Annotated in this window: 21 protein-coding genes; 16 read left to right on the top strand and 5 right to left on the bottom strand. The window is 70.5% G+C overall.

The genetic code is table 11. The features are described 5' to 3' along the window. Nucleotides 1-25: 25 nt before the first annotated feature. Genes E6C76_RS00800 through E6C76_RS00790 form a run of 3 tightly spaced genes read right to left on the bottom strand, consistent with a single transcriptional unit; the run spans nt 26 to nt 3,559 of the window. Entirely contained in the window at nt 26-1,438 is a 1,413-nt protein-coding gene (locus E6C76_RS00800) for a sigma 54-interacting transcriptional regulator (protein ID WP_136346374.1), read from the bottom strand. Next, the gene (locus E6C76_RS00795) at nt 1,435-2,076 is read right to left on the bottom strand and encodes a hypothetical protein (RefSeq protein ID WP_136346373.1); all 642 of its coding nucleotides are present in this window, start codon (nt 2,074-2,076) and stop codon (nt 1,435-1,437) included. Before E6C76_RS00795 ends, E6C76_RS00800 begins: the two co-directional genes overlap by 4 nt. Then, a complete protein-coding gene (locus tag E6C76_RS00790) occupies nt 2,066-3,559 on the bottom strand; it encodes a sensor histidine kinase (protein ID WP_330999993.1) in 1,494 nt (497 codons plus the stop codon). The genes E6C76_RS00795 and E6C76_RS00790 overlap by 11 nt, the downstream gene beginning before the upstream one ends. Before the next feature lie 568 nt (nt 3,560-4,127). Between E6C76_RS00790 and E6C76_RS00785 the strand changes: the two genes are divergently transcribed. Continuing rightward, on the top strand, nt 4,128-4,637 hold the full coding sequence (locus E6C76_RS00785) for a retropepsin-like aspartic protease family protein (RefSeq protein ID WP_136346372.1): 510 nt from the start codon (nt 4,128-4,130) through the stop codon (nt 4,635-4,637). 111 nt (nt 4,638-4,748) lie between these two features. Here the strand turns inward: E6C76_RS00785 and E6C76_RS00780 are convergent, their stop codons facing one another. Beyond that, on the bottom strand, nt 4,749-5,273 hold the full coding sequence (locus E6C76_RS00780; RefSeq protein ID WP_168734196.1) for a PRC-barrel domain-containing protein: 525 nt from the start codon (nt 5,271-5,273) through the stop codon (nt 4,749-4,751). Between the two features lie 481 nt (nt 5,274-5,754). Between E6C76_RS00780 and E6C76_RS00775 the strand changes: the two genes are divergently transcribed. From E6C76_RS00775 to E6C76_RS00715, 13 genes are all read left to right on the top strand, one after another. After that, the gene (locus tag E6C76_RS00775; RefSeq protein WP_136346370.1) at nt 5,755-6,780 is read left to right on the top strand and encodes a quinone-dependent dihydroorotate dehydrogenase; all 1,026 of its coding nucleotides are present in this window, start codon (nt 5,755-5,757) and stop codon (nt 6,778-6,780) included. Between the two features lie 125 nt (nt 6,781-6,905). Next, the gene (gene rsxA / locus E6C76_RS00770; RefSeq protein WP_136346369.1) at nt 6,906-7,490 is read left to right on the top strand and encodes an electron transport complex subunit RsxA; all 585 of its coding nucleotides are present in this window, start codon (nt 6,906-6,908) and stop codon (nt 7,488-7,490) included. A gap of 19 nt (nt 7,491-7,509) precedes the next feature. Next, nucleotides 7,510-8,061, top strand: coding sequence for an electron transport complex subunit RsxB (rsxB, locus tag E6C76_RS00765; RefSeq protein WP_136346368.1), 552 nt, complete (start codon nt 7,510-7,512; stop codon nt 8,059-8,061). 148 nt (nt 8,062-8,209) lie between these two features. Further along, nucleotides 8,210-9,901, top strand: coding sequence for an electron transport complex subunit RsxC (rsxC, locus tag E6C76_RS00760; protein WP_136346367.1), 1,692 nt, complete (start codon nt 8,210-8,212; stop codon nt 9,899-9,901). A gap of 15 nt (nt 9,902-9,916) precedes the next feature. Further along, entirely contained in the window at nt 9,917-10,921 is a 1,005-nt protein-coding gene (locus E6C76_RS00755; protein ID WP_136346366.1) for an RnfABCDGE type electron transport complex subunit D, read from the top strand. Further along, nucleotides 10,918-11,604: an RnfABCDGE type electron transport complex subunit G gene (locus E6C76_RS00750; RefSeq protein WP_136346365.1), complete on the top strand. Its 687-nt coding sequence runs from the start codon at nt 10,918-10,920 to the stop codon at nt 11,602-11,604. The genes E6C76_RS00755 and E6C76_RS00750 overlap by 4 nt, the downstream gene beginning before the upstream one ends. After that, nucleotides 11,601-12,287: an electron transport complex subunit E gene (locus E6C76_RS00745; RefSeq protein ID WP_136346364.1), complete on the top strand. Its 687-nt coding sequence runs from the start codon at nt 11,601-11,603 to the stop codon at nt 12,285-12,287. The genes E6C76_RS00750 and E6C76_RS00745 overlap by 4 nt, the downstream gene beginning before the upstream one ends. A 7-nt stretch (nt 12,288-12,294) precedes the next feature. Continuing rightward, the gene (gene nth / locus E6C76_RS00740) at nt 12,295-12,927 is read left to right on the top strand and encodes an endonuclease III (protein WP_136346363.1); all 633 of its coding nucleotides are present in this window, start codon (nt 12,295-12,297) and stop codon (nt 12,925-12,927) included. 14 nt (nt 12,928-12,941) lie between these two features. Continuing rightward, entirely contained in the window at nt 12,942-13,370 is a 429-nt protein-coding gene (locus E6C76_RS00735) for a DUF1841 family protein (protein ID WP_136346362.1), read from the top strand. 289 nt (nt 13,371-13,659) lie between these two features. Continuing rightward, the gene (locus tag E6C76_RS00730) at nt 13,660-14,166 is read left to right on the top strand and encodes a sigma-70 family RNA polymerase sigma factor (protein WP_136346361.1); all 507 of its coding nucleotides are present in this window, start codon (nt 13,660-13,662) and stop codon (nt 14,164-14,166) included. Beyond that, complete coding sequence (locus E6C76_RS00725) at nt 14,166-15,143, top strand: FecR family protein (RefSeq protein ID WP_136346360.1); 978 nt, start codon at nt 14,166-14,168, stop codon at nt 15,141-15,143. Before E6C76_RS00730 ends, E6C76_RS00725 begins: the two co-directional genes overlap by 1 nt. Before the next feature lie 71 nt (nt 15,144-15,214). Continuing rightward, on the top strand, nt 15,215-17,689 hold the full coding sequence (locus E6C76_RS00720) for a TonB-dependent siderophore receptor (protein ID WP_136346359.1): 2,475 nt from the start codon (nt 15,215-15,217) through the stop codon (nt 17,687-17,689). A 65-nt stretch (nt 17,690-17,754) separates the two neighbouring features. Continuing rightward, nucleotides 17,755-18,531 carry an SIR2 family NAD-dependent protein deacylase gene (locus E6C76_RS00715; protein WP_269140147.1) on the top strand — a complete coding sequence of 259 codons (777 nt, stop codon included), beginning with the start codon at nt 17,755-17,757 and terminating at the stop codon, nt 18,529-18,531. Nucleotides 18,532-18,578: 47 nt separating this feature from the next. Here the strand turns inward: E6C76_RS00715 and E6C76_RS00710 are convergent, their stop codons facing one another. Continuing rightward, nucleotides 18,579-18,809, bottom strand: coding sequence for a hypothetical protein (locus E6C76_RS00710; RefSeq protein ID WP_136346358.1), 231 nt, complete (start codon nt 18,807-18,809; stop codon nt 18,579-18,581). Nucleotides 18,810-18,963: 154 nt separating this feature from the next. On the opposite strand from E6C76_RS00710, the gene E6C76_RS00705 reads away from it, so the two are divergent. Together E6C76_RS00705 and E6C76_RS00700 are read left to right on the top strand one after the other, a co-directional pair. Next, nucleotides 18,964-19,551 (top strand): LemA family protein, encoded by a 588-nt coding sequence (locus E6C76_RS00705; protein WP_136346357.1) that lies wholly within the window; start codon nt 18,964-18,966, stop codon nt 19,549-19,551. A gap of 10 nt (nt 19,552-19,561) precedes the next feature. Further along, nucleotides 19,562-21,424, top strand: a complete 1,863-nt coding sequence (locus E6C76_RS00700) for a M48 family metallopeptidase (protein WP_136346356.1) — start codon at nt 19,562-19,564, stop codon at nt 21,422-21,424. Nucleotides 21,425-21,442: the final 18 nt, after the last annotated feature.

Here is a 21,442-nt window from a genome sequence, read left to right as displayed (position 1 = left end):
GTCCACCGCCTCCACGCCGCGATGCTCAGTGCTCACCACTTTCCTGCAGCGCGCCGCCCGCGCCTTCGCTGCGGAACAGGCTGGGCACCAGGGCGTGGCGCTGCAGCAGGCGGTAGAACTCGGTGCGGTTGCGCTCGGCCAGCCGCGCGGCGTCCGACACGTTGCCGTCGGTGAGCTTGAGCAGGCGGACCAGATAATCGCGCTCGAAGCGCTGTTTGGCTTGCGCATAGCTTGGTACCTCCATGCTGCGCACGCGCAGCGCGCGCTCGATCAGCGCCAGTGGAATCAGCGGCGTGGTGGCCAGCGCGCAGGCCTGCTCGACCACGTTGTGCAACTGGCGCACGTTGCCCGGCCAGGCCGCGGTGCCCAGCGCCTCCAGCGCGTCCGGGGCGAAGCCGTGCAGGGTCTTGCGGTACTTGTGCGCCAGGGTGCCGAGGAAATGCTTGGCGAGCAGCGGGATGTCCTCGCGCCGCTCGTCCAGGGTCGGCAGGGTGAGGCTGACCACGTTCAGGCGGTAGTACAGGTCCTCGCGGAATTCGCCGGTGGTCAGTGCGGCTTCCAGGTCGCGGTGGGTGGCCGACAGGATGCGCACGTCGATCGGCTCGGCGCGGCTCGCCCCCACCGGGCGCACCACGCGCTCCTGCAGCACGCGCAGCAGCTTGACCTGCAGCGCGGGCGGCATGTCGCCGATCTCGTCGAGGAACAGGGTGCCGCCGTCGGCCGCCACGAACAGGCCGCTGCGCGCACTGGCCGCGCCGGTGAACGCGCCGCGCACGTGGCCGAACAGTTCGGATTCGAGCAGCGCCTCGGGGATCGCGCCGCAGTTGATCGCCACGAAGGGGCGCGCGGCGCGCGGGCTGGCGCGGTGGATGGCACGCGCGAGCAGTTCCTTGCCGGTGCCGCTGGCGCCGCGGATCAGCACGCTGGCATCCGCCGTGGCCACCAGGCGGGCCTCGTCGAGCACGGCCGCCATGTGGCTGCTGCGGCTGATGATGCCCGCGCGCCAGTCTTCCGGCGCATGCGCATCGGCCTCCTGCGGCGCGCCGGCGACCTGCAGCGCCTGGGCGATCTTGTCGAGCAGGGCCTTGCCGTCGAAGGGTTTGGTCAGGTAGCCGAACACGCCGCGCGCGGTGGCCTCGACCGCGTCCGGAATCGTGCCGTGGGCGGTCAGCAGGATCACCGGCAGCGCCGGGTTGCTGCGCCGGATATCCTCGAACAACGCCAGTCCGTCGCGGTCGGGCAGGCGTACGTCGCTGACCACCAGCGCAAAGCGCTCGACCGCCAGCAGCCCCACCGCCGCCTCCGCGCTCTCCGCGGTGCTGACCCGGTAGCCATTGGCACGCAGGCGCATCGACAGCAGGCGCAGCAGGTCTCGGTCGTCGTCGACCACCAGCAGGTGGGCGCCACTGGGCGCGGCGTCGGGACGGGGGGATTTCATTGGCTTTCTCTCCGTGGCGGCACCGGCTCGGCAGGCGGCGGCAGGCTGGAGTCCGGCGTCGGGCGGGTAGGCAGGCTGCGTTCGATCTCGGTGAGCGCGTCGAGCTTTTCCTGCAGGGTGGCGCGCGCCTGCTCGCTGGCTGCCAGCCGGGCCTCCAGGCGTTCGATCAGGCGACCCAGACGCTGGCGTTCGCCGACGTTGTCGGCGAGCAGGCGCGCCAGTTGACGCACCGCCAGCGCGTCTTCGTCCTCGCCGGCCAGCACCGCGTCGAGCAGCGCACGCGCACGCGTCAGGTCGGCTTGCCCGCCCGGCCGGCTGAGCACCATCGCCTGGCACAGGCGCGCAAACGCGTGCCCGCCCGGTGCGGCCAGCGCCTGGGCGCGCAGCCGGTCGAAGCCCGTGTAGCCGCGTAGCGCGCTATGGTAGGCGAGCAGCGCATCGACCGGCGCCGGACCGCGTGCACCGGCGGCCGGGCAGGCGGGCGGAGCGGCCACAGGCGGACTCGCCGGCGGGTCGGCGGGCATCTCGTCGCGCGCGGCCAGTTGGCCGAACGGGCTGCAGCCGGCCAGTGCGACGGCCGCCAGCGCCACGGCGTACCGGCGGGGGGCGGACGGGCGCCCGGGCAGTTCAAAAGTCATGAGGCAACTCCACACGGAAATGCGCGCCGCGCGCAGCCGGCATCCAGTGCACCCGGCCACCGTGGGCAAGCACGAATTCGCGCACGATCGACAGCCCCAGCCCGCTGCCGTGACGCGGGGCCGACGGCTGGCGGCTGCCCTGGAAGAAGGGCTCGAAGATGCGCGCGGCCTCCTCGGCGGGCACGCCCGGCCCTTCGTCGATGCAATCCACCCTCACCCAGCCCGGCACGCGCGACAGTTGCAGGCGGATCTCGCCGCCGTCCGGACTGAAGGACACCGCGTTGCCCACCAGGTTCGCGAACACGATCTGCAGCTTGTCCGGATCGGCATCGATCTGCGGCGCCGTGCCGCTCACCGTGGCGCGCAGGCCGCGCGCCTGCAGTTGCAGGCGCTGCCCGGCCAGCACGGCGCCAAGCAGCGTATCAAGCGCGACGCTCCGCCGCTTCAGGCTGCGCGCGTCGAACACCGCGGCGTTGTAGCCGAGCAGGCTCTCGATGCGTGCCTGCAGCACCCTGACGTTGTTCTCCAGGATCGCCACCACCTCGTGCTGCTCGCCGCTCAGTTCCCCCACCACGTGATCGTCGAGCAGCGCAATGCCCTCGCGCAGCGCGGCGAGCGGCGTCTTGAGTTCGTGCGAGACGTGGCGCAGCAGGCGCGCGCGGTTGGCCTCGAGATCGGCCAGGCGTTCGCGCAGCCAGTCCAGGCGGCGGCCGAGGCGGCGCAGGTCGGCCGGCCCGGCGATCGCCACCGGCTGGTCGAAGCGGCTTTCCCCCAGGTGCTCGATGGCGTTCTCCACCGCCTTCAGCGGGCGCAGCATCCACCATCCGGTGAGCGCGGCGAACAACCCGGCGGCCACGAACGCGGCCAGTACATGCCACGCCAGGATGGCCCGATGCGCTTCCAGGTCGGCGAGCAGGCCCTGGCTGTTGCGCCCCAGGTGCACCCGCAGTGCGGTCGCCAGTTGTTCGTTGAGCGGCGTGAGCCGGGTGAGCGGCAGGGTGACTTCGCCGTCCTGCCGGGCCGGGCGGGCGAGCGCCCCGGCGGCCTCGGCGGCGGCCTCGCGCCAGCCGGCGACCAGGGCCGCGGCATGCGGCAGGCCGAACGCCTCGATGCGCTCGAGGGCGCCGAGCGACTCGCGGTGGGCTTCGGCGAAATGCTTCAGCAGCTCCGGGTTCTCGAGCACCAGGTACTGCCGCGCGCTGCGCTCCATGTCCACCGTGCGTTCGGCCAGTTGCTGCACCGCCGCGGTGGCGTACAGGCCGCTGCGCGCGTCCTCGTGGCTGCGCGCGGCGAATTCTTCGAAGGCGAGCAGCCCGTTGAGCGCCGCCGAGCCGAGGATCGCGGCGATCAACAGGAAGCTTGCCAACAGGGTGTGACTGAACGACAGGCGGGACACGCAGGCAGCCAGGCAAGGAGTGGGGTCGAGAGGCGCACCGCACGGCCGCGGCGCCGTGGCGAACATCGGCCAGCGGTCGATGGACACCGTTTTTCAGTTTAGGGTCTGTTGACATCCGTTTCATGGGTCGCGTTGTGTCCAAACGCTCTCGCTACAAGGCGCACGCCGCCGCAAGGGTGGTTCCCTTGGCAAGGCGCGCAACGCCGTAGCGGGGGCGTTTGGACACAACCCGAAGGGCTCGGCCGGGTGGGCCTCCATTGCCGCGTTGCGGCTCCTCGATTGGGAACCACCCAATCCGCGTCGCCGCGCCTTGCACTGGAAGCCCACCCGGCCGAGCGCGACCCATGAAACGGATGTCAACAGACCCTAGCCGCCTGCAATTCCGCCCGCAGTAATCAAATGCAATCCCGGCGATGCAGCACGGCCGCGGCTTTGCGCCGAATCCCGATTTCGCGCCATGGCTCGCGGCCCGCGACCGGCACGGCGCAGCCCTTGACCCCCGGCCGCGGCACCACGGATACTTGCCCGCAAGCGGCGCAAAACGCCGTCCCCGCCGTTTCCAACCTCCGCCCCGCCGCGTGGCACTCCGGGGTACCGGCCCGACTGCCGGCCCCGTTTGCCCCTCGGTCAGCACCGTCAGCCGGAGTGCCTCACCATGCGCCGTTTCATCCGCCTCCTCGCTCCGCTGCTGGCCGGTCTGTGCACCGCCGCCTCCGCCGGCGACTTCAACACGCCGATCGACATGCACGCCAAGGGCGGGACGACCTACTACGTGCCCGGGCAGATCGCCGGCGCCGGGACGGTGGAACTGATGGTCGATACCGGCTCGGGCTACATGACCATCAACGAGGAAATCCTCGCGGCCCTGCAGGTCGGCGGCCAGGTGCGCTTCCTGCGCACGCTGCGCGGCCGGCTGGCCAACGGCAGCGAACTGGAGGTGCCGGTGTACCTGCTCGAATCGGTGAGCATCGGCGACGCCTGCTGGCTGCATGATGTGGAAGCCGCGGTGTTCCCGGGCAACACCCGCCCCATCCTCGGCCTCAACGTGCTGCAGCGCGCCGCTCCGTTCATCTTCTCGTTCGAACCGCCGCGCCTGGTACTCAGCAACTGCGACAGCACCACCCCCCTGGAGACGGCGGAACTGGCCGGACTGCGGACGGACTGAACGAACAGGCCCGCTAGGGCGTGTTCCCACGATCCGCCGCGGAGCGTGGGAACACGCCCTACGCCGCACCAACAAGCACGGCGCGCCGGGCCATCACCGTTCCGGCCTGGCTCAGTCTCGCAGCACCGGTTCGAAGGCCGAGAACTCGCTGATCGGCCGGTCGGGCCTCAGCTCGACATACTGCCCCGGATCGTAGTCGTCGCCGGCCACGAGATCCTCGCCCAGGAAATTGGCCTGCAGACGGCCTTCGAGCAGCTGCAGCTGGTCGAGCGGCACGATGTTCTCGCTCGCCCCCAGGCCGAGGAAGCCGCCGGACGAGATCACCACATGCGCACTTTGCCCGTCCGGACCAAGCAGCAGGGTCTTCAGCTTGCCGACTCGGTTGCCGGCCGCATCGACCACGTCGAGGCCGCGCAGGTCTGCCGGCGTGCGTGCATACAACGGGTTGGCACTCACCGCCGGAGCGGGGCCCACCATGCCGCCTTGTGCCGGGGCGCTTTCCTGCGGCACCACCGTGTCGGAACGCGGGATGGGCTCGCCGTAGGTGCCCGGTGATTCCTCGGCGGCCCACACCGGCGAGGCCGCCAGCAGTGCGATCGCACCGCCCATCAGGGTATTGCGCAGTTTCGTGTTCATCTGGTCCTCCTGCCTTGCGGCATCGATTGAACAGGGTTGCACCGCCGTGCGGCGGATGCGCCGGGACATCGCCCTGGGCCACTTTCTGCAAGGGCTGTGCCAGCCCGCCCGGATGCGTTCTCCGGCGGGCCGCAATGCCCCGTATGCCGGGGGTTTCCGGGCTTCACGAGCGCCCGCGGCACGCCGCCGGGGGCCTTTGCGGAGCTTGCGGTACTGTTCCCGTGGGACGACAGCCGCGCTGGCAGGCCGGCAGCATCCGGCGCCTGCGCCGGAGCCGGGCCGTCGCCGTCAGGCGACAACTGCGGCGGCCCGCAGCCGCCGCAGAGCTGGGCCATCCCGTTGCACAGCCCGGGAGAATCCACCGGCCGGCACGCTCCGCCAGGCCTCTGCCGCGATCCGTTGCCCATTCCCGACAGCCGCGCCACGGTGCGGCGTGGTCTGCCGACGCCCCATTCCCCCGCCACGGCGGTAGAATCCGCCGATGCTCTACGACCTCGCCCGCCCCCTGCTGTTTTCGCTCGACGCGGAAACCGCCCACGAATTCTCCCTTGCCGCCCTCAACGTAGCCGGCCGCGTGCTGCCCGCCGGCCGCCCCGAACCGGCCGAGCCGGTGCAGGCCATGGGCATCACCTTTCCGAACCGCGTCGGCCTGGCCGCCGGGCTGGACAAGAACGGCGAGGCCATCGACGGCCTGGCGCGCATGGGCTTCGGCTTCATCGAGATCGGCACGGTGACCCCGCGCGGCCAGCCGGGCAATCCGCGCCCGCGCCTGTTCCGCCTGCCCGAGGTGCGCGGCATCATCAACCGCATGGGCTTCAACAACCACGGCGTGGATGCGCTGGTGGCCAACGTGAAGGCGGCCCGGTTCCGGGGCGTGCTGGGCATCAACATCGGCAAGAACTTCGATACGCCGATCGAGCGCGCCGCCGACGATTACCTGGCCTGCCTGGAGAAGGTCTATGCGCTGGCAAGCTACGTGACGGTGAACATTTCTTCGCCGAACACGCAGAACCTGCGCCAGTTGCAGGGCGAATCCGAGCTGGACGACCTGCTCGGCCGGCTGAAGGCCGCGCAGGAGCGCCTGGCCGATGCGCACGGGCGCTACGTGCCGCTGGCGCTGAAGATCGCCCCCGACCTGGACGACCCGCAGATCGCCGGCATCGCCGACGCGCTGCGCCGCCACCGCGTGGATGCGGTGATCGCCACCAACACGACGATCTCGCGCGACAAGGTGCAGGGCGTGCGCTACGCCGAGCAGCAGGGCGGGCTGTCCGGCGCGCCGGTGCTGGAGGCGTCCACGGCGGTGGTCGGCAAGCTGGCCGCGCGCCTGGGCAACGAACTGCCGATCATCGCCGCCGGCGGCATCCTCGACGGGCGCGCGGCGCGCGCCAAGCTGGACGCCGGGGCCACGCTGGTGCAGGTGTACAGCGGGCTGATCTATCGCGGCCCGGCGCTGGTGCGCGAATGCGTGCGCGCCACCGACCTCCCCCCGGCCGCTGCCGCTTAGCAACCCGGACGGACCGGCCCACGAGGCCACGCTTTTCTGCGCCTGCGTGGCCCCCTCTCCCCCGCAGGCTTGAGCCGCTTCCGGGGGCAGGGGATAATTTCGCGATTGCAGCCGGCCATTGAATCATGAGCAGCTACCTCTTCATCGTCATCGGCGCGGTCCTGGTGAACAACGTGGTGTTCATCCGCATCCTGGGCCTCTGTCCGTTCATGGGCGTGTCCAGGAAGCTGGAGACGGCCATCGGCATGGGCGTGGCGACCACCTTCGTGCTCACCCTGGGCGCCGGCACCAGCTATCTGATCGACCAGTACCTGCTCGCCCCCAACGATCTGGGCTATCTGCGCACGCTGGCCTTCATCGTGGTGATTGCCGCCATCGTGCAGGTCACCGAACTGGTGATCCAGAAGACCAGCCCGCTGCTGCACCAGGTGCTGGGCATCTATCTGCCGCTGATCACCACCAACTGCGCGGTGCTGGGCGTGCCGCTGCTCAACATCGGGCTGGGCCACGACCTGCTCGAATCGCTGCTGTTCGGCTTCGGCTCCTCCCTCGGTTTCACGCTGGCGCTGGTGCTGTTCGCCGGCATCCGCGAGCGCCTGGAAGGCGCGGACGTGCCGAAGCCCTTCCGCGGGGTCTCCATCGCCATGATCACCGCCGGTTTCATGAGCCTGGCCTTCATGGGCTTCGCCGGCCTGGACCGCTTCCAGTGAGCGGCGGAGGGTTCCGCGCATGCTGAGCGCGCTGCTGATCATGGCCAGCATCGCCGTCGCGCTGGGCGCCGTGCTCGGCTACGCCGCCATCCGCTTCAAGGTGGAAGGCGATCCGCTGGTGGAGAAGATCGACGCCATCCTGCCGCAGACCCAGTGCGGCCAGTGCGGCTACCCCGGCTGCAAGCCCTATGCGCAGGCCATCGCCAACGGCGAGGCCGACATCAACCAGTGCCCGCCGGGCGGCGAGGAAGGCATCCGCAAGCTGGCCGACCTGCTCGGCCGCGAATTCAAGCCGCTGTCCGAGGAACACGGCGTCGAAAAGCCCAAATCGGTGGCCTTCATCGACGAGCAGCGCTGCATCGGCTGTACCTTGTGCATCCAGGCCTGTCCGGTGGACGCCATCGTCGGCGCGGCCAAGCAGATGCACACCGTGGTGGCGCCACTGTGCACGGGCTGCGAACTGTGCATCGCACCCTGTCCGGTGGATTGCATCACCATGGAAGCGCTGCCCGAAACGGTCGAGACCTGGAAGTGGAAGTACCCGGTGGTCGATATCAGGAGGGCGGCATGAGCGCCCCCGCCCGGCCGCCCGAAGGGGGCGCTCATCCTCCCCCGGGGAGGGCGGAGCAGGGGTTTCGCCCAGCACTGCTGGGCGCCTGCGCAGCGGACCGGCCATGCAAAGCCGGCCCTCCGTCGCGCAGCGACAGGAGGGCAGTCCAATGACCATGCGCCTGTCCGGCTTCCACGGCGGCATCGAGCCCGATGCCCACAAGCACGAATCGTCCGGCGCGCCCATCGTGCCCGCGCCGCTGCCCGCCCGCCTGGTGGTGCCGCTGCGCCAGAGCGCGCGGGCAGTGGCCGAATGCCTGGTGGCGCCCGGCCAGCAGGTGCTCAAGGGCGAACGCATCGGCGCCCCCGAGGGCGTGCTGGGCACGGCCGTGCATGCGCCCACCTCCGGCACCGTAATCGAGGTGGCCGAATACCCCATGCCGCACCCTTCGGGGCTCAGCACGCTGTCGGTGGTCATCGAGCCGGACGGCGAGGAGCGCTGGACCGCGCTGCACCCCTTCGACTGGCGCGCGCGCCCGCGCAACGAGGCGCTGGCCCATCTGCGCGACTGCGGCATCGTCGGCCTGGGCGGGGCCACCTTCCCCAGCCACGTCAAGCTGGGCACGGGTACCGGTATCGAGGTGCTGATCCTCAACGGCGCGGAATGCGAGCCGTGGATCACCTGCGACGACCGCCTGATGCGCGAGCGCGCCGCCGACATCCTCGCCGGCGCGCAGATCCTGCGCGAACTGATCGGCGCCGGCCGGCTGGTGGTGGGCATCGAGGACAACAAGCCGGAAGCCATCGAGGCCATGCACGCGGCCGCCGCCGGACTGGACGGCGGCGTGGCGGTCGTGCCGGTGCCCGCGCGCTACCCGGCGGGCGGCGAGAAGCAGCTGATCCGCACCCTCACCGGCATCGAGATTCCCTACGGCCGCCTGGGCGGCGAGTTCGGCGTGCAGTGCTTCAACGTGGCCACCGCGCACGCGGTGTATCGCGCCATGGCCTTCGGCGAGCCGATGGTGTCGCGCGTGGTCACGCTGACCGGCAACGTGGACCGGCCGGGCAACGTCGAGGCGCTCATCGGCACGCCCATCGAAGACCTGCTGGCGCTCGCCGGCCCGCGCCGCGCCGATACCGACCGCGTGCTGATGGGTGGGCCGATGATGGGCTTCGCCCTGCCCTCGCTCACCGTGCCGGTGCTCAAGGCCACCAACTGCCTGATCGCCGCCTCGCCCCGCCTGTTCCCGCCCGCGCCGCCGGAACAGGCGTGCATCCGCTGCGGCGCCTGCGCGCGCGCCTGCCCGGCCGAGCTGCAGCCCTTCGAGCTGTACTGGTTCGCGCGTTCGAAGAACTTCGGCAAGGCGCAGGAATACCACCTGTTCGACTGCATCGAGTGCGGCTGCTGCGCCTACGTGTGCCCCGCCCACATTCCGCTGGTGGATTACTACCGCTTCGCCAAGAGCGAGATCTGGGCGCGCGAACGCGACAAGAGCGCCGCCGACCAGGCCCGCGAACGCTTCGAATTCCGCAACTGGCGCCAGGAGCGCGAGAAGGAGGAGAAGGCCGCCAAACTGGCTGCCAAGGCCGCCGAGACGCGCGCCAGACTGGCGGCCGAAGGCGGCGAAGCGGTGGCGGCCGACGCCCCGCCCGCCGCCGAAGACCCCAAGAAGGCGCTGATCGCCGCCGCGCTGGCACGTGCCAAGGCGCAGCAAGCCGCTGCCGCGCCGAAGAACACCGAAGGGCTGAGCGCCGGCACACAGGCCGAGATCGACGAGATCGAACGCCGCCGCCGCGCGCTCGGGCTGGCCGAAACGGCCGACGGCACGGCGGCGCCCGACACCCCTGCCCGTGACGCCTGACCGCCCCGAGCCGCGATGATCCATTCCCCCTACCTCCGCAAACCCGTCAGCGTCCGGCAGGTGATGTTCACCGTGCTGGTCGCACTGCTGCCGGGCATCGCCGCCTACGTCTGGCAGATCGGCGCCGGCATCCTGGTCAATCTGGCCATCGCCACCGTGGTCGCGCTGGCCGCCGAGGCGTTCGTGCTGCGCCTGCGCCGCCGCCCCGTGGGCCTCGCCCTGGGCGACCTGTCGGCGGTGGTCACCGCCTGGCTGGTGGCGCTGTGCTTTCCGCTCATCGTGCCCTGGTGGGTCACCGCGCTGGGCGTGCTGACCGCCATCGTCGCGGTCAAGCACCTGTACGGCGGCCTGGGGCAGAACCCGTTCAACCCGGCGATGGCCGCCTACTGCGCGATGATCGTCGCCTACCCGGCGCTGATGTCCCAATGGCCGTCGGCCGGCCAGCTCGACTTCTCCACCCAGCTCGCGCTGATTCTCGGCGGCTCGCGCGATGTGGACGCCATCACCGGCGCCACCGCGCTGGACGCGCTGCGCACCGGCCTGCGCGGCGGCGGCACCGACGTCGCCACCCTGCTCGGCCAGGAGGCCTTCGGCGCGCTGGGCGGACGCGGCTTCGAGTGGGTAGCACTGGGCTATCTCATCGGCGGGCTGTACCTGCTCGCGCGCGGGGTGATCACCTGGCACATGCCGGTGGCCTTCACCGCCGCGCTGGCGGGCATCGCCGCGCTGTTCTGGGCCGTGCACCCGGAGCAGTTCGCCTCGCCGCTGTTCCACCTCGCCAGCGGCGGCGCCATGCTGGCGGCCTTCTTCATCGTCACCGACCCGGTCAGCGGCGCCACCACGCCGCGCGGCAAGCTGATCTTCGCTGCCGGGGCAGGCATCCTCGCCTGGCTGATCCGCAACTTCGGCGCCTACCCGGAAGGCGTCGCCTTTGCCGTGCTGCTGATGAACCTGTGCGTGCCGCTGATCGACATGAAGACCCAGCCCAAGGTGTTCGGGCATCGCGGGGATCGTTCATGAGCGCCCGCTACAGCGCGGCCCGCAGTTCCCTGCGCACCGCCGTGATCATGCTGGTGTTCACCCTGGTGTTCACCGCCGCCATGGCCTTCATCCACCAGCTCACCCGCCCGGCCATCGAGGCCTCCGAGCTGCAGGAGAAGATGCGCCTGATCAACGAGGTGCTGCCGCCCGGCAGCTACGACAACGCCCTGCTCGACGATTCCGTCGCCCTCGGTCCGACCCCGGCGCTCGGCCTCGCACGCGGCGGCACCGTCTATCGCGCCCGCCTGGGCGGCGAGGCGGCGGCGCTGGTGCTGGAAGCCGAGGCCCCGGACGGCTACGCCGGGCGCATCCAGCTGGTGCTGGCGGTCGCCGCCGACGGCCGCATCGGCGGCGTGCGCGTCACCGCGCACAAGGAAACCCCCGGCCTGGGCGACTACATCGACCCGCGCAAGGACCGCAACAAGGAACGCCCGTGGATCGGCCAGTTCAACGGCGCGGGCTTCGACGGGATCGCCCGGGCAGACTGGAAGGTCAAACGCGACGGCGGCGTGTTCGACGCCCCCACCGGCGCCACCATCAGCGCGCGCGCGGTCACCCATGCCACGGCGCGCGCGCTGGCCTGGACGCTGGCGCACCGCGACGCGCTGTTCGCCGCCGCGGCGGGCGACACGCTGGACGCGCCCAAGGAGCCCACCCCATGAACCTGCAGAGATTCCGCGAGAACGCCTGGAACGGCCTGTGGAAGCAGAACCCCGGCCTGGTGCAGATCCTCGGCCTGTGCCCGATCCTGGCGATCAGCACCAGCATGGTCAACGCCGTCAGCCTGGGGCTGGCCACCGTGCTGGTGATGGCCGTGGTCAACTTCACCATCGCCAGCCTGCGCAACTTCATCCCCTTCGAGATCCGCATTCCGGTGTTCGTGCTGATCATCGCCGCGCTGGTCACCATGGTGGATCTGGCCTTCAACGCCTGGCTGCACGACCTGTACCTGGTGCTGGGCATCTTCATCCCGCTCATCACCACCAACTGCATCGTGCTCGCCCGCGTGGAAGCCTACGCTGCCAAGAACGACCCGCTCAGTTCCACCGTGGACGGGCTGATGATGGGCTTCGGCCTGGTCTGGGTGCTCGCCGTGCTGGGCGGCCTGCGCGAACTGATCGGCAGCGGCACGCTGCTCTCCGGCATCGACATGATCGTGCCCGGCCTGTCGGCCATCCAGTTGTTCGGCGAGGACTACCCCGGTTTCCTGCTGGCCATCCTGCCGCCCGGCGCCTTCTTCGCCCTGGGCGTGCTGATCGCCGCGTTCAACTGGATCAACCAGCGCGCCGGGGAACACCGGCACGCGCGTACCGACGATGCCGCCGAAGCGCCGGCCGCCGGCTGATGACCCGATGAAACGCGCAGCCATCCACGAATTCTTCCGCCGCCTCGCGGCGGCCAATCCGCAGCCCACCACCGAACTGGAATACGGTTCGCCCTACCAGCTGCTGGTGGCCGTGGTGCTCTCCGCGCAGGCCACCGACAAGAGCGTGAACCTCGCCACCCGCAAGCTGTTCGCCGTGGCGCCCACGCCCGAGGCGATGATCGCGCTGGGCGAGGACGGCGTGGCCGGACACATCAAGACCATCGGCCTGTTCCGCAACAAGGCGAAGAACACCGTGGCGCTCTCGCGCCTGCTGCTCGAACGCCACGGCGGCGAGGTGCCGCACGACCGCGCCGCGCTGGAGGCCCTGCCCGGCGTCGGCCGCAAGACCGCCAACGTGGTGCTCAACACCGTGTTCGGCGATCCGGTGATGGCGGTCGACACGCACATCTTCCGCCTCTCCAACCGCACCGGGCTGGCGCCCGGCAAGGACGTGCTGGCGGTGGAACAGGCGCTGATGCGCCGCGTGCCCAGGGAATACCTGCAGGACGCCCACCACTGGCTGATCCTGCACGGCCGCTACGTATGCACCGCGCGCAAGCCCGCCTGCGGCGCCTGTATCGTGCGCGACCTGTGCGACTTCCGCGACAAGACCGACTGAGACCCGGAGCCCCCATGTTCAACCCCACCCGCGACCAGGTACGCAGCTTCTTCATCGAATCCTGGCGCAAGCAGCGCGCCGCCGAACCCCTGACCGCGATGGAAAGCATGGCGGTGGACATCATCGGCCTGCATCCCGAATACCACGCGGTGCTCGAAGACCCCGAGGCCATCCAGCGCGAGTTCAGCCCGGACGACGGGCAGATCAACCCCTTCCTGCACCTGTCGCTGCACCTGGCCATCGAGGAACAGCTCTCCATCGACCAGCCGCCGGGCATCCGCGCGGCTACCGCCACGCTGCAACTGGCGCGTGGCAACCGCCACGACGCCCTGCACGAGGTGCTGGAATGCCTGGGCGAAACCATGTTCAACGCCCAGCGCAACAACACCCAGCCGGACGGCACGGCCTACCTGGCGTGCATCCGCCGGCGCGGCGGCAGCTGAGCGTATTCCTGCAGCGCGGGGAAGGTCCGCGCCCCCGCCCGCCGCCGACCTTTCCGCGGTTGCCGACATTCCGCACCCCAGCCACGCCGGGGATCTCCCCACGCGCGGCCTGCTGCTGTCCCCCGTAGCGGGCCAGGCGGTGTAGTGGCGAAATCTCCGATCACACGCCCCAGGCAACCATGCCTTCCCCCGATGGTTCATGCACCCGCGCCGCCTATTTGCCCACTTTTTGTAAATGAGAATTGATTGCGATTATAATCAACTCCTTTACCCCGATGGAACCGCCGCGATGGGCAATGAAACGCATCGCCACGCCAGCCTGCTGCACCACCTCTATGCCGGCCACCAGTCCTGGCTGCTGGACCGCCTGAGGCGACGCCTGGGCAACGCGGCAGATGCGGAAGACCTTGCCGCCGAAACCTTCGCGCATGTGGTGGCCCATCCCGACCCGTCCACCATCGTCGAGCCCAAGGCCTTCCTCACCACCATCGCCAAGCGTCTGGTGTTCCATTTCTGGCGCCGGCGCGATCTGGAACAGGCCTATCTGGATTCCATCGCCGGCCTGCCCGAGCCCGCCCTGCCCTCGGAAGAAGAGCGCGCGCTGCTGATGGAAGCCCTGTTGCGCATCGACCAGGCGCTGGCCGGCATGCCGCCGGTGGCCAAGCAGGCCTTCCTGTACAGCCAGCTGGACGAACTGACTTACCGCGAAATCGCCGAGCGGCTGAGCATTTCGGCGATGTCGGTACGGCGCTATGTGACCCAGGGCATCGCCAGGTGCGTGGCGGCCACCCTGTGATGAACGAAAACGACGGCCTGGCGCTGGACGACATCACCCGCGATGCCATCGACTGGATGGTGCTGCTGCGCTCCGGCGAGGCCTCCGGGGCACAGCGCGATGCCTTCGCCGCCTGGCAGGCGGCGGACGCCCGGCATGCCGCGGCCTGGCGGCGCATCGCCGGAGCCTTGGACGGCACCTTCGCTCCGGTGCAGGCGATCCAGTCGCGCGGGGCGGAACGCGATGGCCTTGCCCGCCACATCCTTCTTTACCGCGGCGACCGCCGCCGGATCATCCGCGGCGCCCTGGCCCTTGCCGGTCTCGGCCTGGGGGCCGGCGCGATACTGGACCGCCGCCTGCCGCTCGCCCAGCTCACCGCCGATCTGCGCACCAGTACCGGCGAGCGGCGCAGCTATGCCTTGCCGGACGGCAGCAGCGTGATGCTCAACGCACGCTCGGCGGTGGACATCGACTTCTCCGCCGGCCGCCGCGAACTGCGCCTGCGCAGCGGCGAACTGATCGCCACCGTGGCACCCGGGCAGCCGGCCCCTTTCGTCGTTCGTACCGCGCACGGCACGGTGCGCGCACTGGGCACCCGCTTCCTCGTGCGGCAGCAAGCCGAAGGGTTCCAGGTAGCGGTACTGGAGCATGCGGTGGCGGTGGAGACCCGCAACGGCGTCCGGCACCGGGTCGGGGAGGGCGAATCCGCCTGGTTCGACGCCGGCCGGGTCGAAGCCCATCCGGCACCGGCCGAGTCCCTGGCCGCCTGGACCGGCGGCATGCTGGAGGTACACGACGAGCCGCTGGCCCGCGTCGCCGACGGCCTGCGGCCCTATCTGGGCGCCTATCTGCGCGTCTCCCCGGAGGCGGCCCGGCTGCGGGTGCTGGGCGTCTATTCTCTGGACGATCCCCAGGCGGCGCTGGCCTCGCTGGCCGAAACCCTGCCGCTGCGCGTGCAGTATTACGGCCCCTGGCTGATCGTCGTCGATCTGCGCTGAACACATTTTCCGGCTCGTTACACAACCCTTGCAGGAAGCCCCTGTGAATCCCGAGCCCGGAGAATTGTTCGATGCATCCCTTGCCCTCCCGCCGCGAACGCGGCCCCCGCGTCCGCCTGCTGCCCTTCGCCCTTGCCCTCGCATTGGGCTGCGGCGCGCTTGCCACCGCACCCGGTGCCCTCGCCCAGCCCGCGGAATCCTCCGCCGCGCTGTTCCAGTACGACATTCCCGCCGGCCCGCTGGGCGACACGCTGACCCGCATCGCCCGCGAGAGCGGACGCGGCATCTCGGTGGCCCCGGAACTGCTCGCCGGCCGCAGCGCACCGGCGCTGCGCGGCCACTACAGCGCCGAGGAAGCCGCGCGCCTGGCGCTGGCCGGCAGCGGTCTGGAGCTGGTGGTGACGCCCAGCGGCGCACTGAGCGTACGCCAGGGCGAAACCTCGCTGGCGCCGGTCAACGTGTCCGCCACCCTGCTGGCGGAACTGCGGGTCACGGCCAGCGCCGAACGCTCCGCCACCAGCGAGGGCAGCGGCAGCTACGCCGCCCGGGCGGCCACCATCGGCAAGACCGCCCAGACCCTGCGCGAGATTCCCCAGTCGGTCAGCGTGATCACCCGCCAGCGCATGGACGACCAGCAGCTCACCAGCGTGACCAGCGCGCTGCGCACCGCCACCGGCGTCATCTCCACCGGCTACTACGACCAGGAAGCACCTTCCGCGCGCGGCTTCAACATGAACGAACAGCACGACGGCGTGCCCCAGCAGGGCGGCAGCAGCGGACTGGCGCCGGACCTGGCGATCTACGACCGCATCGAGATCCTGCGCGGCTCTTCCGGCCTGCTGTCCGGCAGCGGCGAACCGGGCGGCGCAGTGAACTACGTGCGTAAGCGCCCGCAGGCCGAATTCGGCGTCGGCGCCGCGCTGGCCGCCGGCAGCTGGAACAACCGCCGCGCCACCGTGGATGTGAATGTGCCCCTGAGCGAAGACGGTTCCTTCCGCGGCCGCGTGGTCGGCGCCTACCAGGAACGCGATTTCTTCTACGACGTCGCCCACAACCGCCGCAGCACCACCTTCATCACGCTGGAGTACGACCTCACGCCGCGCACCACGATCGGCGCTTCCCACACCTACGTGAAACGCGACGGCCATGCCTTCTGGGGGCTGCCGACCTATACCGACGGCAGTTTCGTGAAGTCGCGCTCCGCCTTCGTCGGCCCGGACACCGGCTACCTGATGAAGGTCGAGGAAAGCTCGGTGGACATCCGGCACCGCTTCGACAACGGCTGGGAAGCCAAGGGCGCGCTGTCCAAGCGGGCGCACCGCTTCGATGGCTACGGCGCCTACAACAACACCGGCGGCGTGGATCGCGCCACCGGCCTGGGTGGCCTGGCCATCGGCCTGATCCAGTCGACGACGCGGCGCGACGGCGCCGACATCAGTGTCAGTGGTCCGGTGGAGCTGTTCGGACGCAGCCATGTGCTGGCCTTCGGTTACAACAAGGCCATCCAGGACTACACCGGCGGGGCCAACTACGTCAGCGCCGGCAACGTGGACCTGTTCAACGACCACGATTTCGACGCCTTGCTGCCCACCCGCGTCATCAACAAGAGCCAGACGGTGACCGAGCAGTCCGGCTACTACGGCATGGCGCGCATCAAACTGGCCGACCCGCTCACCCTGGTGCTCGGCGGGCGCTGGACCGACTACGAGAGCAAGAGCCGCGCGGTACGGCCGGCGAAGGCCGCATGGACGCGCAGCAAGGCCGAGGCGGACGGCGAGTTCACCCCGTACGGCGGGCTGATCTGGGACTTCAGCAGGGCAATATCGCTGTATGCCAGCTACACCGACATCTTCGTGCCGCAGACCCAGATGGACGTCGGCGGCAAGGTGCTGGACCCGCGGGTGGGCTGGCAGGGCGAGGTCGGCGTGAAGGGAGAGTTCTTCGACGGCGCACTGAATGCCTCGCTGGCGGCGTTCCGCATCCGCGACAAGAACCGCGCGATGACCGATACCACCCACATCGGTTGCGGCGGCACGTCCACCGGCACCTGCTACACTGCCGCCGGCCTGGTGCAGAGCCAGGGCTGGGAAGCCGAGGTGAGCGGCAGCCCGGCGCCGGGCTGGGACCTCAGCGCCGGCTATACCTACAACCAGACCGAATATCTGCGCGACACCAGCGCCGCCAACGTCGGCGAACGCTTCAACAGCGCCACGCCCAGGCATCTGCTCAAGCTGTGGGCGCACTACCGCTTCGACCACCGTCCGTTCGACGGCGCCCTGGCCGGCTGGAGCGTGGGCGCCGGCCTGCGCGCCCAGAGCGGCATCTATTTCGGCACCTCCACCGCCACGGTGAAGCGCCGCGAACAGCCGGGCTACGCGGTGGCTGCGCTGCAGGTCGGCTACCGGGCGAATCGCCACTGGAACGCCACGCTGGCGGTGAACAACCTGTTCGACCGCCGCTACTTCGAACTGGTGAGCGGCACCGGCTTCGCCAACATCTATGGCGAACCGCGCAACGTGATGCTGACGCTGGAGTACAAACTGTAAGCCTGCCCGCGGCGGCTGGCGATAAGATCGGGGCTCCCACCGACACGATGGTTTGCAGGAGCCCCATGGACCAGGACGACGCGATGCTGCACGAGGCCCGCAAGGCACTGATGCAGGCCCGCCGCATCGTCGTGTTCACCGGTGCCGGCATGTCCGCGGAAAGCGGCGTCCCCACCTTCCGCGATGCGCTGACCGGCCTGTGGGCGCGCTTTTCCGCCGAGGCGCTGGCCACGCCGGAAGCCTTCGCGCGCGATCCGGCGCTGGTCTGGGGCTGGTACGAATGGCGCAGGGCGAGGGTGCGGGCCGCACAGCCGAATGCGGGGCACCGGGCAATCGCCGCATTCGCCGCCCACCGCGCGGCGGACGACGGCGGCTGCGTGACGGTGGTGACGCAGAACGTGGACGATCTGCATGAACGCGCGGGCACGCCGGCGGCGGTGCATCTTCACGGCAGCCTGTTCGCCCCGCGCTGCAGCGCCTGCGCAGCACCGGGGGCATTCGCCGAGGCCGATCCGCTGGAGCCGGAAGACGGCCGCCACCTGGAACCACCCCATTGCGCACACTGCGGGGGAACGATACGGCCAGGCGTAGTGTGGTTCGGCGAGGGTTTGCCGGAAGCGGCGTGGGCCGCCGCGTCGGCCGCGCTGGGCGATTGCGATCTGGTGCTGTGCGTGGGCACTTCGGCGCTGGTCTACCCGGCGGCCGCGCTACCGGAACGGGCGGTGCGCGCGGGCGCCCTGCTGGTGCAGGTGAATCCGGGACGCACCGCCTTCGATGCGCTGGCGCGCTTCAACCTCAGGGGATCCGCCGCGACTGTGCTGCCTGCGCTGTTGTGTGGATGAGCAAAGCCCCACAGGCCGATGCCCACAATCACCGGCCCACGATCAAATCAGTTTCTGGGCATCGCCGCCGGTGATGTGCGCAGCGGGCGCGAACAGTGCACATCGCGGAACGGCCCGCGCACGCGCTCCCAGGCCGGCCCCGGCGAAGTCTGCGCGCAATGCTCCGCGCCATCCAGGGTGCTGCGCCATACGTACCAGGGCGCAGGCGCGGCACCGGCCGGCACGGCGGCGGCCAGGACGAACGCGGCGAGCAGCACGGGGACGGATGGGAAGCGCATGGCGGCAAGCGGTGAGGTCACTGTCCCAGCATAGCCCCGCTGCCGCACGCCCACAAGCGCCCCGCCCCGGCGCCATCCGGCCGGCGTGCTGCCGCCGCGGCCGATTCCACGGTAGCATGCGGGCTTCGCCCACCCGCCTCTGGAGTACCCTGTCATGAGTACCTGGATCATCCCCGGCATCCTGATCGTGCTGGCGATCTACCTGATCGCCATCTACAACGGCCTGGTGGCCCTGCGCAACCGGGTCAAGAACGCCTTCTCGCAGATCGACGTGCAGTTGCAGCGCCGCTACGACCTGATTCCCAATCTGGTGGAAACCGCCAAGGGCTACATGCAGCACGAGCGCGACACCCTGGAAGCGGTGATCAACGCGCGCAACCAGGCGCAGTCCGCCGCGCGTCGCGCCGAGGGTGACCCGGCCGATGCCGCCGCCATCCAGGCCCTGGTGGGCGCGGAGAACGTGCTGGGCGGCGCGCTGGGGCGCTTCTTCGCACTGGCCGAGGCCTATCCGGACCTCAAGGCCAACCAGAACATGGCGCAGCTGCAGGAAGAACTGGCCAGCACCGAAAACCGCATCGCCTTCGCCCGCCAGGCCTACAACGACGCGGTGACCGCCTACAACATCAAGCGCGAGCAGTTCCCCGACGGCCTGATCGCCAACAGCTTCGGCTTCAAGGCCGCCGAACAATGGACGCTGGACGACAACGCGGCGCGCCAGCCGGTGAAGGTGAGCTTCAACTAAACGCGCGGCAATGGACTTCTTCGCCGCACAGGACCACGCCCGCCGCGCCAGCCGGCAACTGGTGGGCTGGTTCGCCGCCGCCGTGGCGGCGATCATCCTGGTCATCTACGTGGTGCTCGCCTTCCTGCTCGGCATGGACGGGCCGCCCGGCCAGCCCACCCGCCTGTGGCAGCCGGATCTGCTGCTGGGCACGGCGGTGGTGGTGGGCGGCTTCATCCTGCTCGGTTCGCTGTACAAGATCATCGTGCTGGCTTCCGGGGGCGGCAAGGCGGTGGCCGAGTCGCTGGGCGGGCGGCTGGTGCCGCGCGCCAGCACCGATGCGCTGGAACGCCGGCTGATCAACGTGGTGGACGAGATGGCCATCGCCGCCGGCATGCCCGCCCCGCCGGTGTACATCCTCGACGCCGAGCAAGGCATCAACGCCTTCGCCGCCGGCACGCGCAGCACCGAGGGCGTGGTGGCGGTGACCCGCGGCACGCTGGAAAAGCTCTCGCGCGACGAACTGCAGGGCGTGATCGCGCACGAGTTCAGCCACATCCTCAACGGCGACATGCGCCTCAACCTGCGCCTGATCGGCGTGCTGCACGGCATCCTGCTGCTGACCATCATCGGCCGCATCCTGGCGCGCGGCGCGCGCGGTTCCGACAAGGGCGCCGCGCCGATGATCCTGATGGGCCTGGTGCTGATCGTGGTGGGCTACATCGGCGTGCTGTTCGGCAAGATCATCAAGGCCGCCGTGTCGCGCCAGCGCGAGTTCCTCGCCGACGCCGCGGCGGTGCAATTCACCCGCAATCCGTCCGGCATCGCCGGCGCGCTCAAGCGCATCGCCGGTTTCGGCTCCACCCTCGCCCACCCGCGCGCCGAGGAAGCCAGCCACATGTTCTTCGGCAGCGGCATGGCGCTATCGGCCGCGTTCGCCACCCATCCGCCGATCGAGGAGCGCATCCGCCGCATCGATCCGTCCTTCGATGGGGGCCGGGAAACCCGCGCGGGCACGCCGGCGCCGCAAGCCGCCACGGTGCCGGAGGGCGCGGCGGGTTTTTCCGCCGGCACCCTGGCCGACGCGGTGGGCACCGTGCGCCCGGAAGACGTCGACCACGCCCGCGACCTGCTGTCCACCCTGCCCGCCGGCCTGGTCGACAGTGCGCACCGTCCCGGCGAGGCGCAGGCCGTGGTATTCGCCCTGCTGCTCAGCGATCTGCGGGCCATCGCCGCCCAGCAGCTGGAAGCGGTGCGGGCCGCGCACGGCGACCCGTGCGCGCGGCGCACCGAAGAACTGCGCGACAGCGTGCGCGCGGCCGGCCGCGAGGCCCGCCTGCCGCTGCTCGATCTGGCCCTGCCGACGCTCAAGGAACTCGGCGACGAAGCCCGCCAGCGCACGCTGGAAACCGTGGATGCGCTGATCCGCGCCGATGGCCGGGTCTCGCTGTTCGAATTCGCCGTGCGCCGCCTGCTCGGCGACGGCCTGCGCGCGGCCCGGCGCGGCCTGAGCCTGCCGGCTTCGCCGGCCGCGCTGCGCGAGGACATCGGCCTGCTGCTCAGCCTGCTGGCGCGCGCCGGCCATGCCGACGAGCAACAGGTGGAAGCCGCCTTCACCGCCGGCGCGCGCGAAGCGCCGCTGGACGGTCCATGGCGCATCTTCGCGCAGGCCGACGTGCGCCCCGAGCGCGTCGACCACGCCCTCGACCGCCTGGCTGGCACCGCCCCGCCGTTCCGCCGCCGGCTGGTACAGGCCTGCGCCGCCACCGTGCTGCACGACGGGCGCATCGAGGCGGCCGAGATGGAAATTCTGCGCGCGCTCTGCGAAGCGCTGGAATGCCCGCTGCCGGCGCTGCCCGGCGTGGACCGGGGCGCTCCGCCGGGTCAGGGCTGACAGGAGACCGGTTCGCCG

It is taken from the genome of Pseudothauera nasutitermitis (genome assembly GCF_004801295.1).
In the GTDB taxonomy this organism is placed as follows: Bacteria; Pseudomonadota; Gammaproteobacteria; order Burkholderiales; family Rhodocyclaceae; genus Pseudothauera; species Pseudothauera nasutitermitis.
Note: the sequence above shows the minus strand (reverse complement) of the source record. Positions and strands in the feature narration are given on the sequence as shown.

Excerpts from the sequence above, each read along its gene's own strand:
- E6C76_RS00800 (WP_136346374.1), bottom strand. The coding sequence starts at position 1,438 with ATGAAATCCCCCCGTCCCGACGCCGCGCCCAGTGGCGCCCACCTGCTG.
- E6C76_RS00795 (WP_136346373.1), bottom strand. The coding sequence starts at position 2,076 with ATGACTTTTGAACTGCCCGGGCGCCCGTCCGCCCCCCGCCGGTACGCC.
- E6C76_RS00785 (WP_136346372.1), top strand. The coding sequence starts at position 4,128 with ATGCGCCGTTTCATCCGCCTCCTCGCTCCGCTGCTGGCCGGTCTGTGC.
- E6C76_RS00780 (WP_168734196.1), bottom strand. The coding sequence starts at position 5,273 with ATGAACACGAAACTGCGCAATACCCTGATGGGCGGTGCGATCGCACTG.
- E6C76_RS00775 (WP_136346370.1), top strand. The coding sequence starts at position 5,755 with ATGCTCTACGACCTCGCCCGCCCCCTGCTGTTTTCGCTCGACGCGGAA.
- rsxA (WP_136346369.1), top strand. The coding sequence starts at position 6,906 with ATGAGCAGCTACCTCTTCATCGTCATCGGCGCGGTCCTGGTGAACAAC.
- rsxB (WP_136346368.1), top strand. The coding sequence starts at position 7,510 with ATGCTGAGCGCGCTGCTGATCATGGCCAGCATCGCCGTCGCGCTGGGC.
- rsxC (WP_136346367.1), top strand. The coding sequence starts at position 8,210 with ATGACCATGCGCCTGTCCGGCTTCCACGGCGGCATCGAGCCCGATGCC.
- E6C76_RS00755 (WP_136346366.1), top strand. The coding sequence starts at position 9,917 with ATGATCCATTCCCCCTACCTCCGCAAACCCGTCAGCGTCCGGCAGGTG.
- E6C76_RS00750 (WP_136346365.1), top strand. The coding sequence starts at position 10,918 with ATGAGCGCCCGCTACAGCGCGGCCCGCAGTTCCCTGCGCACCGCCGTG.
- E6C76_RS00745 (WP_136346364.1), top strand. The coding sequence starts at position 11,601 with ATGAACCTGCAGAGATTCCGCGAGAACGCCTGGAACGGCCTGTGGAAG.
- nth (WP_136346363.1), top strand. The coding sequence starts at position 12,295 with ATGAAACGCGCAGCCATCCACGAATTCTTCCGCCGCCTCGCGGCGGCC.
- E6C76_RS00735 (WP_136346362.1), top strand. The coding sequence starts at position 12,942 with ATGTTCAACCCCACCCGCGACCAGGTACGCAGCTTCTTCATCGAATCC.
- E6C76_RS00730 (WP_136346361.1), top strand. The coding sequence starts at position 13,660 with ATGGGCAATGAAACGCATCGCCACGCCAGCCTGCTGCACCACCTCTAT.
- E6C76_RS00725 (WP_136346360.1), top strand. The coding sequence starts at position 14,166 with ATGAACGAAAACGACGGCCTGGCGCTGGACGACATCACCCGCGATGCC.
- E6C76_RS00720 (WP_136346359.1), top strand. The coding sequence starts at position 15,215 with ATGCATCCCTTGCCCTCCCGCCGCGAACGCGGCCCCCGCGTCCGCCTG.
- E6C76_RS00715 (WP_269140147.1), top strand. The coding sequence starts at position 17,755 with ATGGACCAGGACGACGCGATGCTGCACGAGGCCCGCAAGGCACTGATG.
- E6C76_RS00710 (WP_136346358.1), bottom strand. The coding sequence starts at position 18,809 with ATGCGCTTCCCATCCGTCCCCGTGCTGCTCGCCGCGTTCGTCCTGGCC.
- E6C76_RS00705 (WP_136346357.1), top strand. The coding sequence starts at position 18,964 with ATGAGTACCTGGATCATCCCCGGCATCCTGATCGTGCTGGCGATCTAC.
- E6C76_RS00700 (WP_136346356.1), top strand. The coding sequence starts at position 19,562 with ATGGACTTCTTCGCCGCACAGGACCACGCCCGCCGCGCCAGCCGGCAA.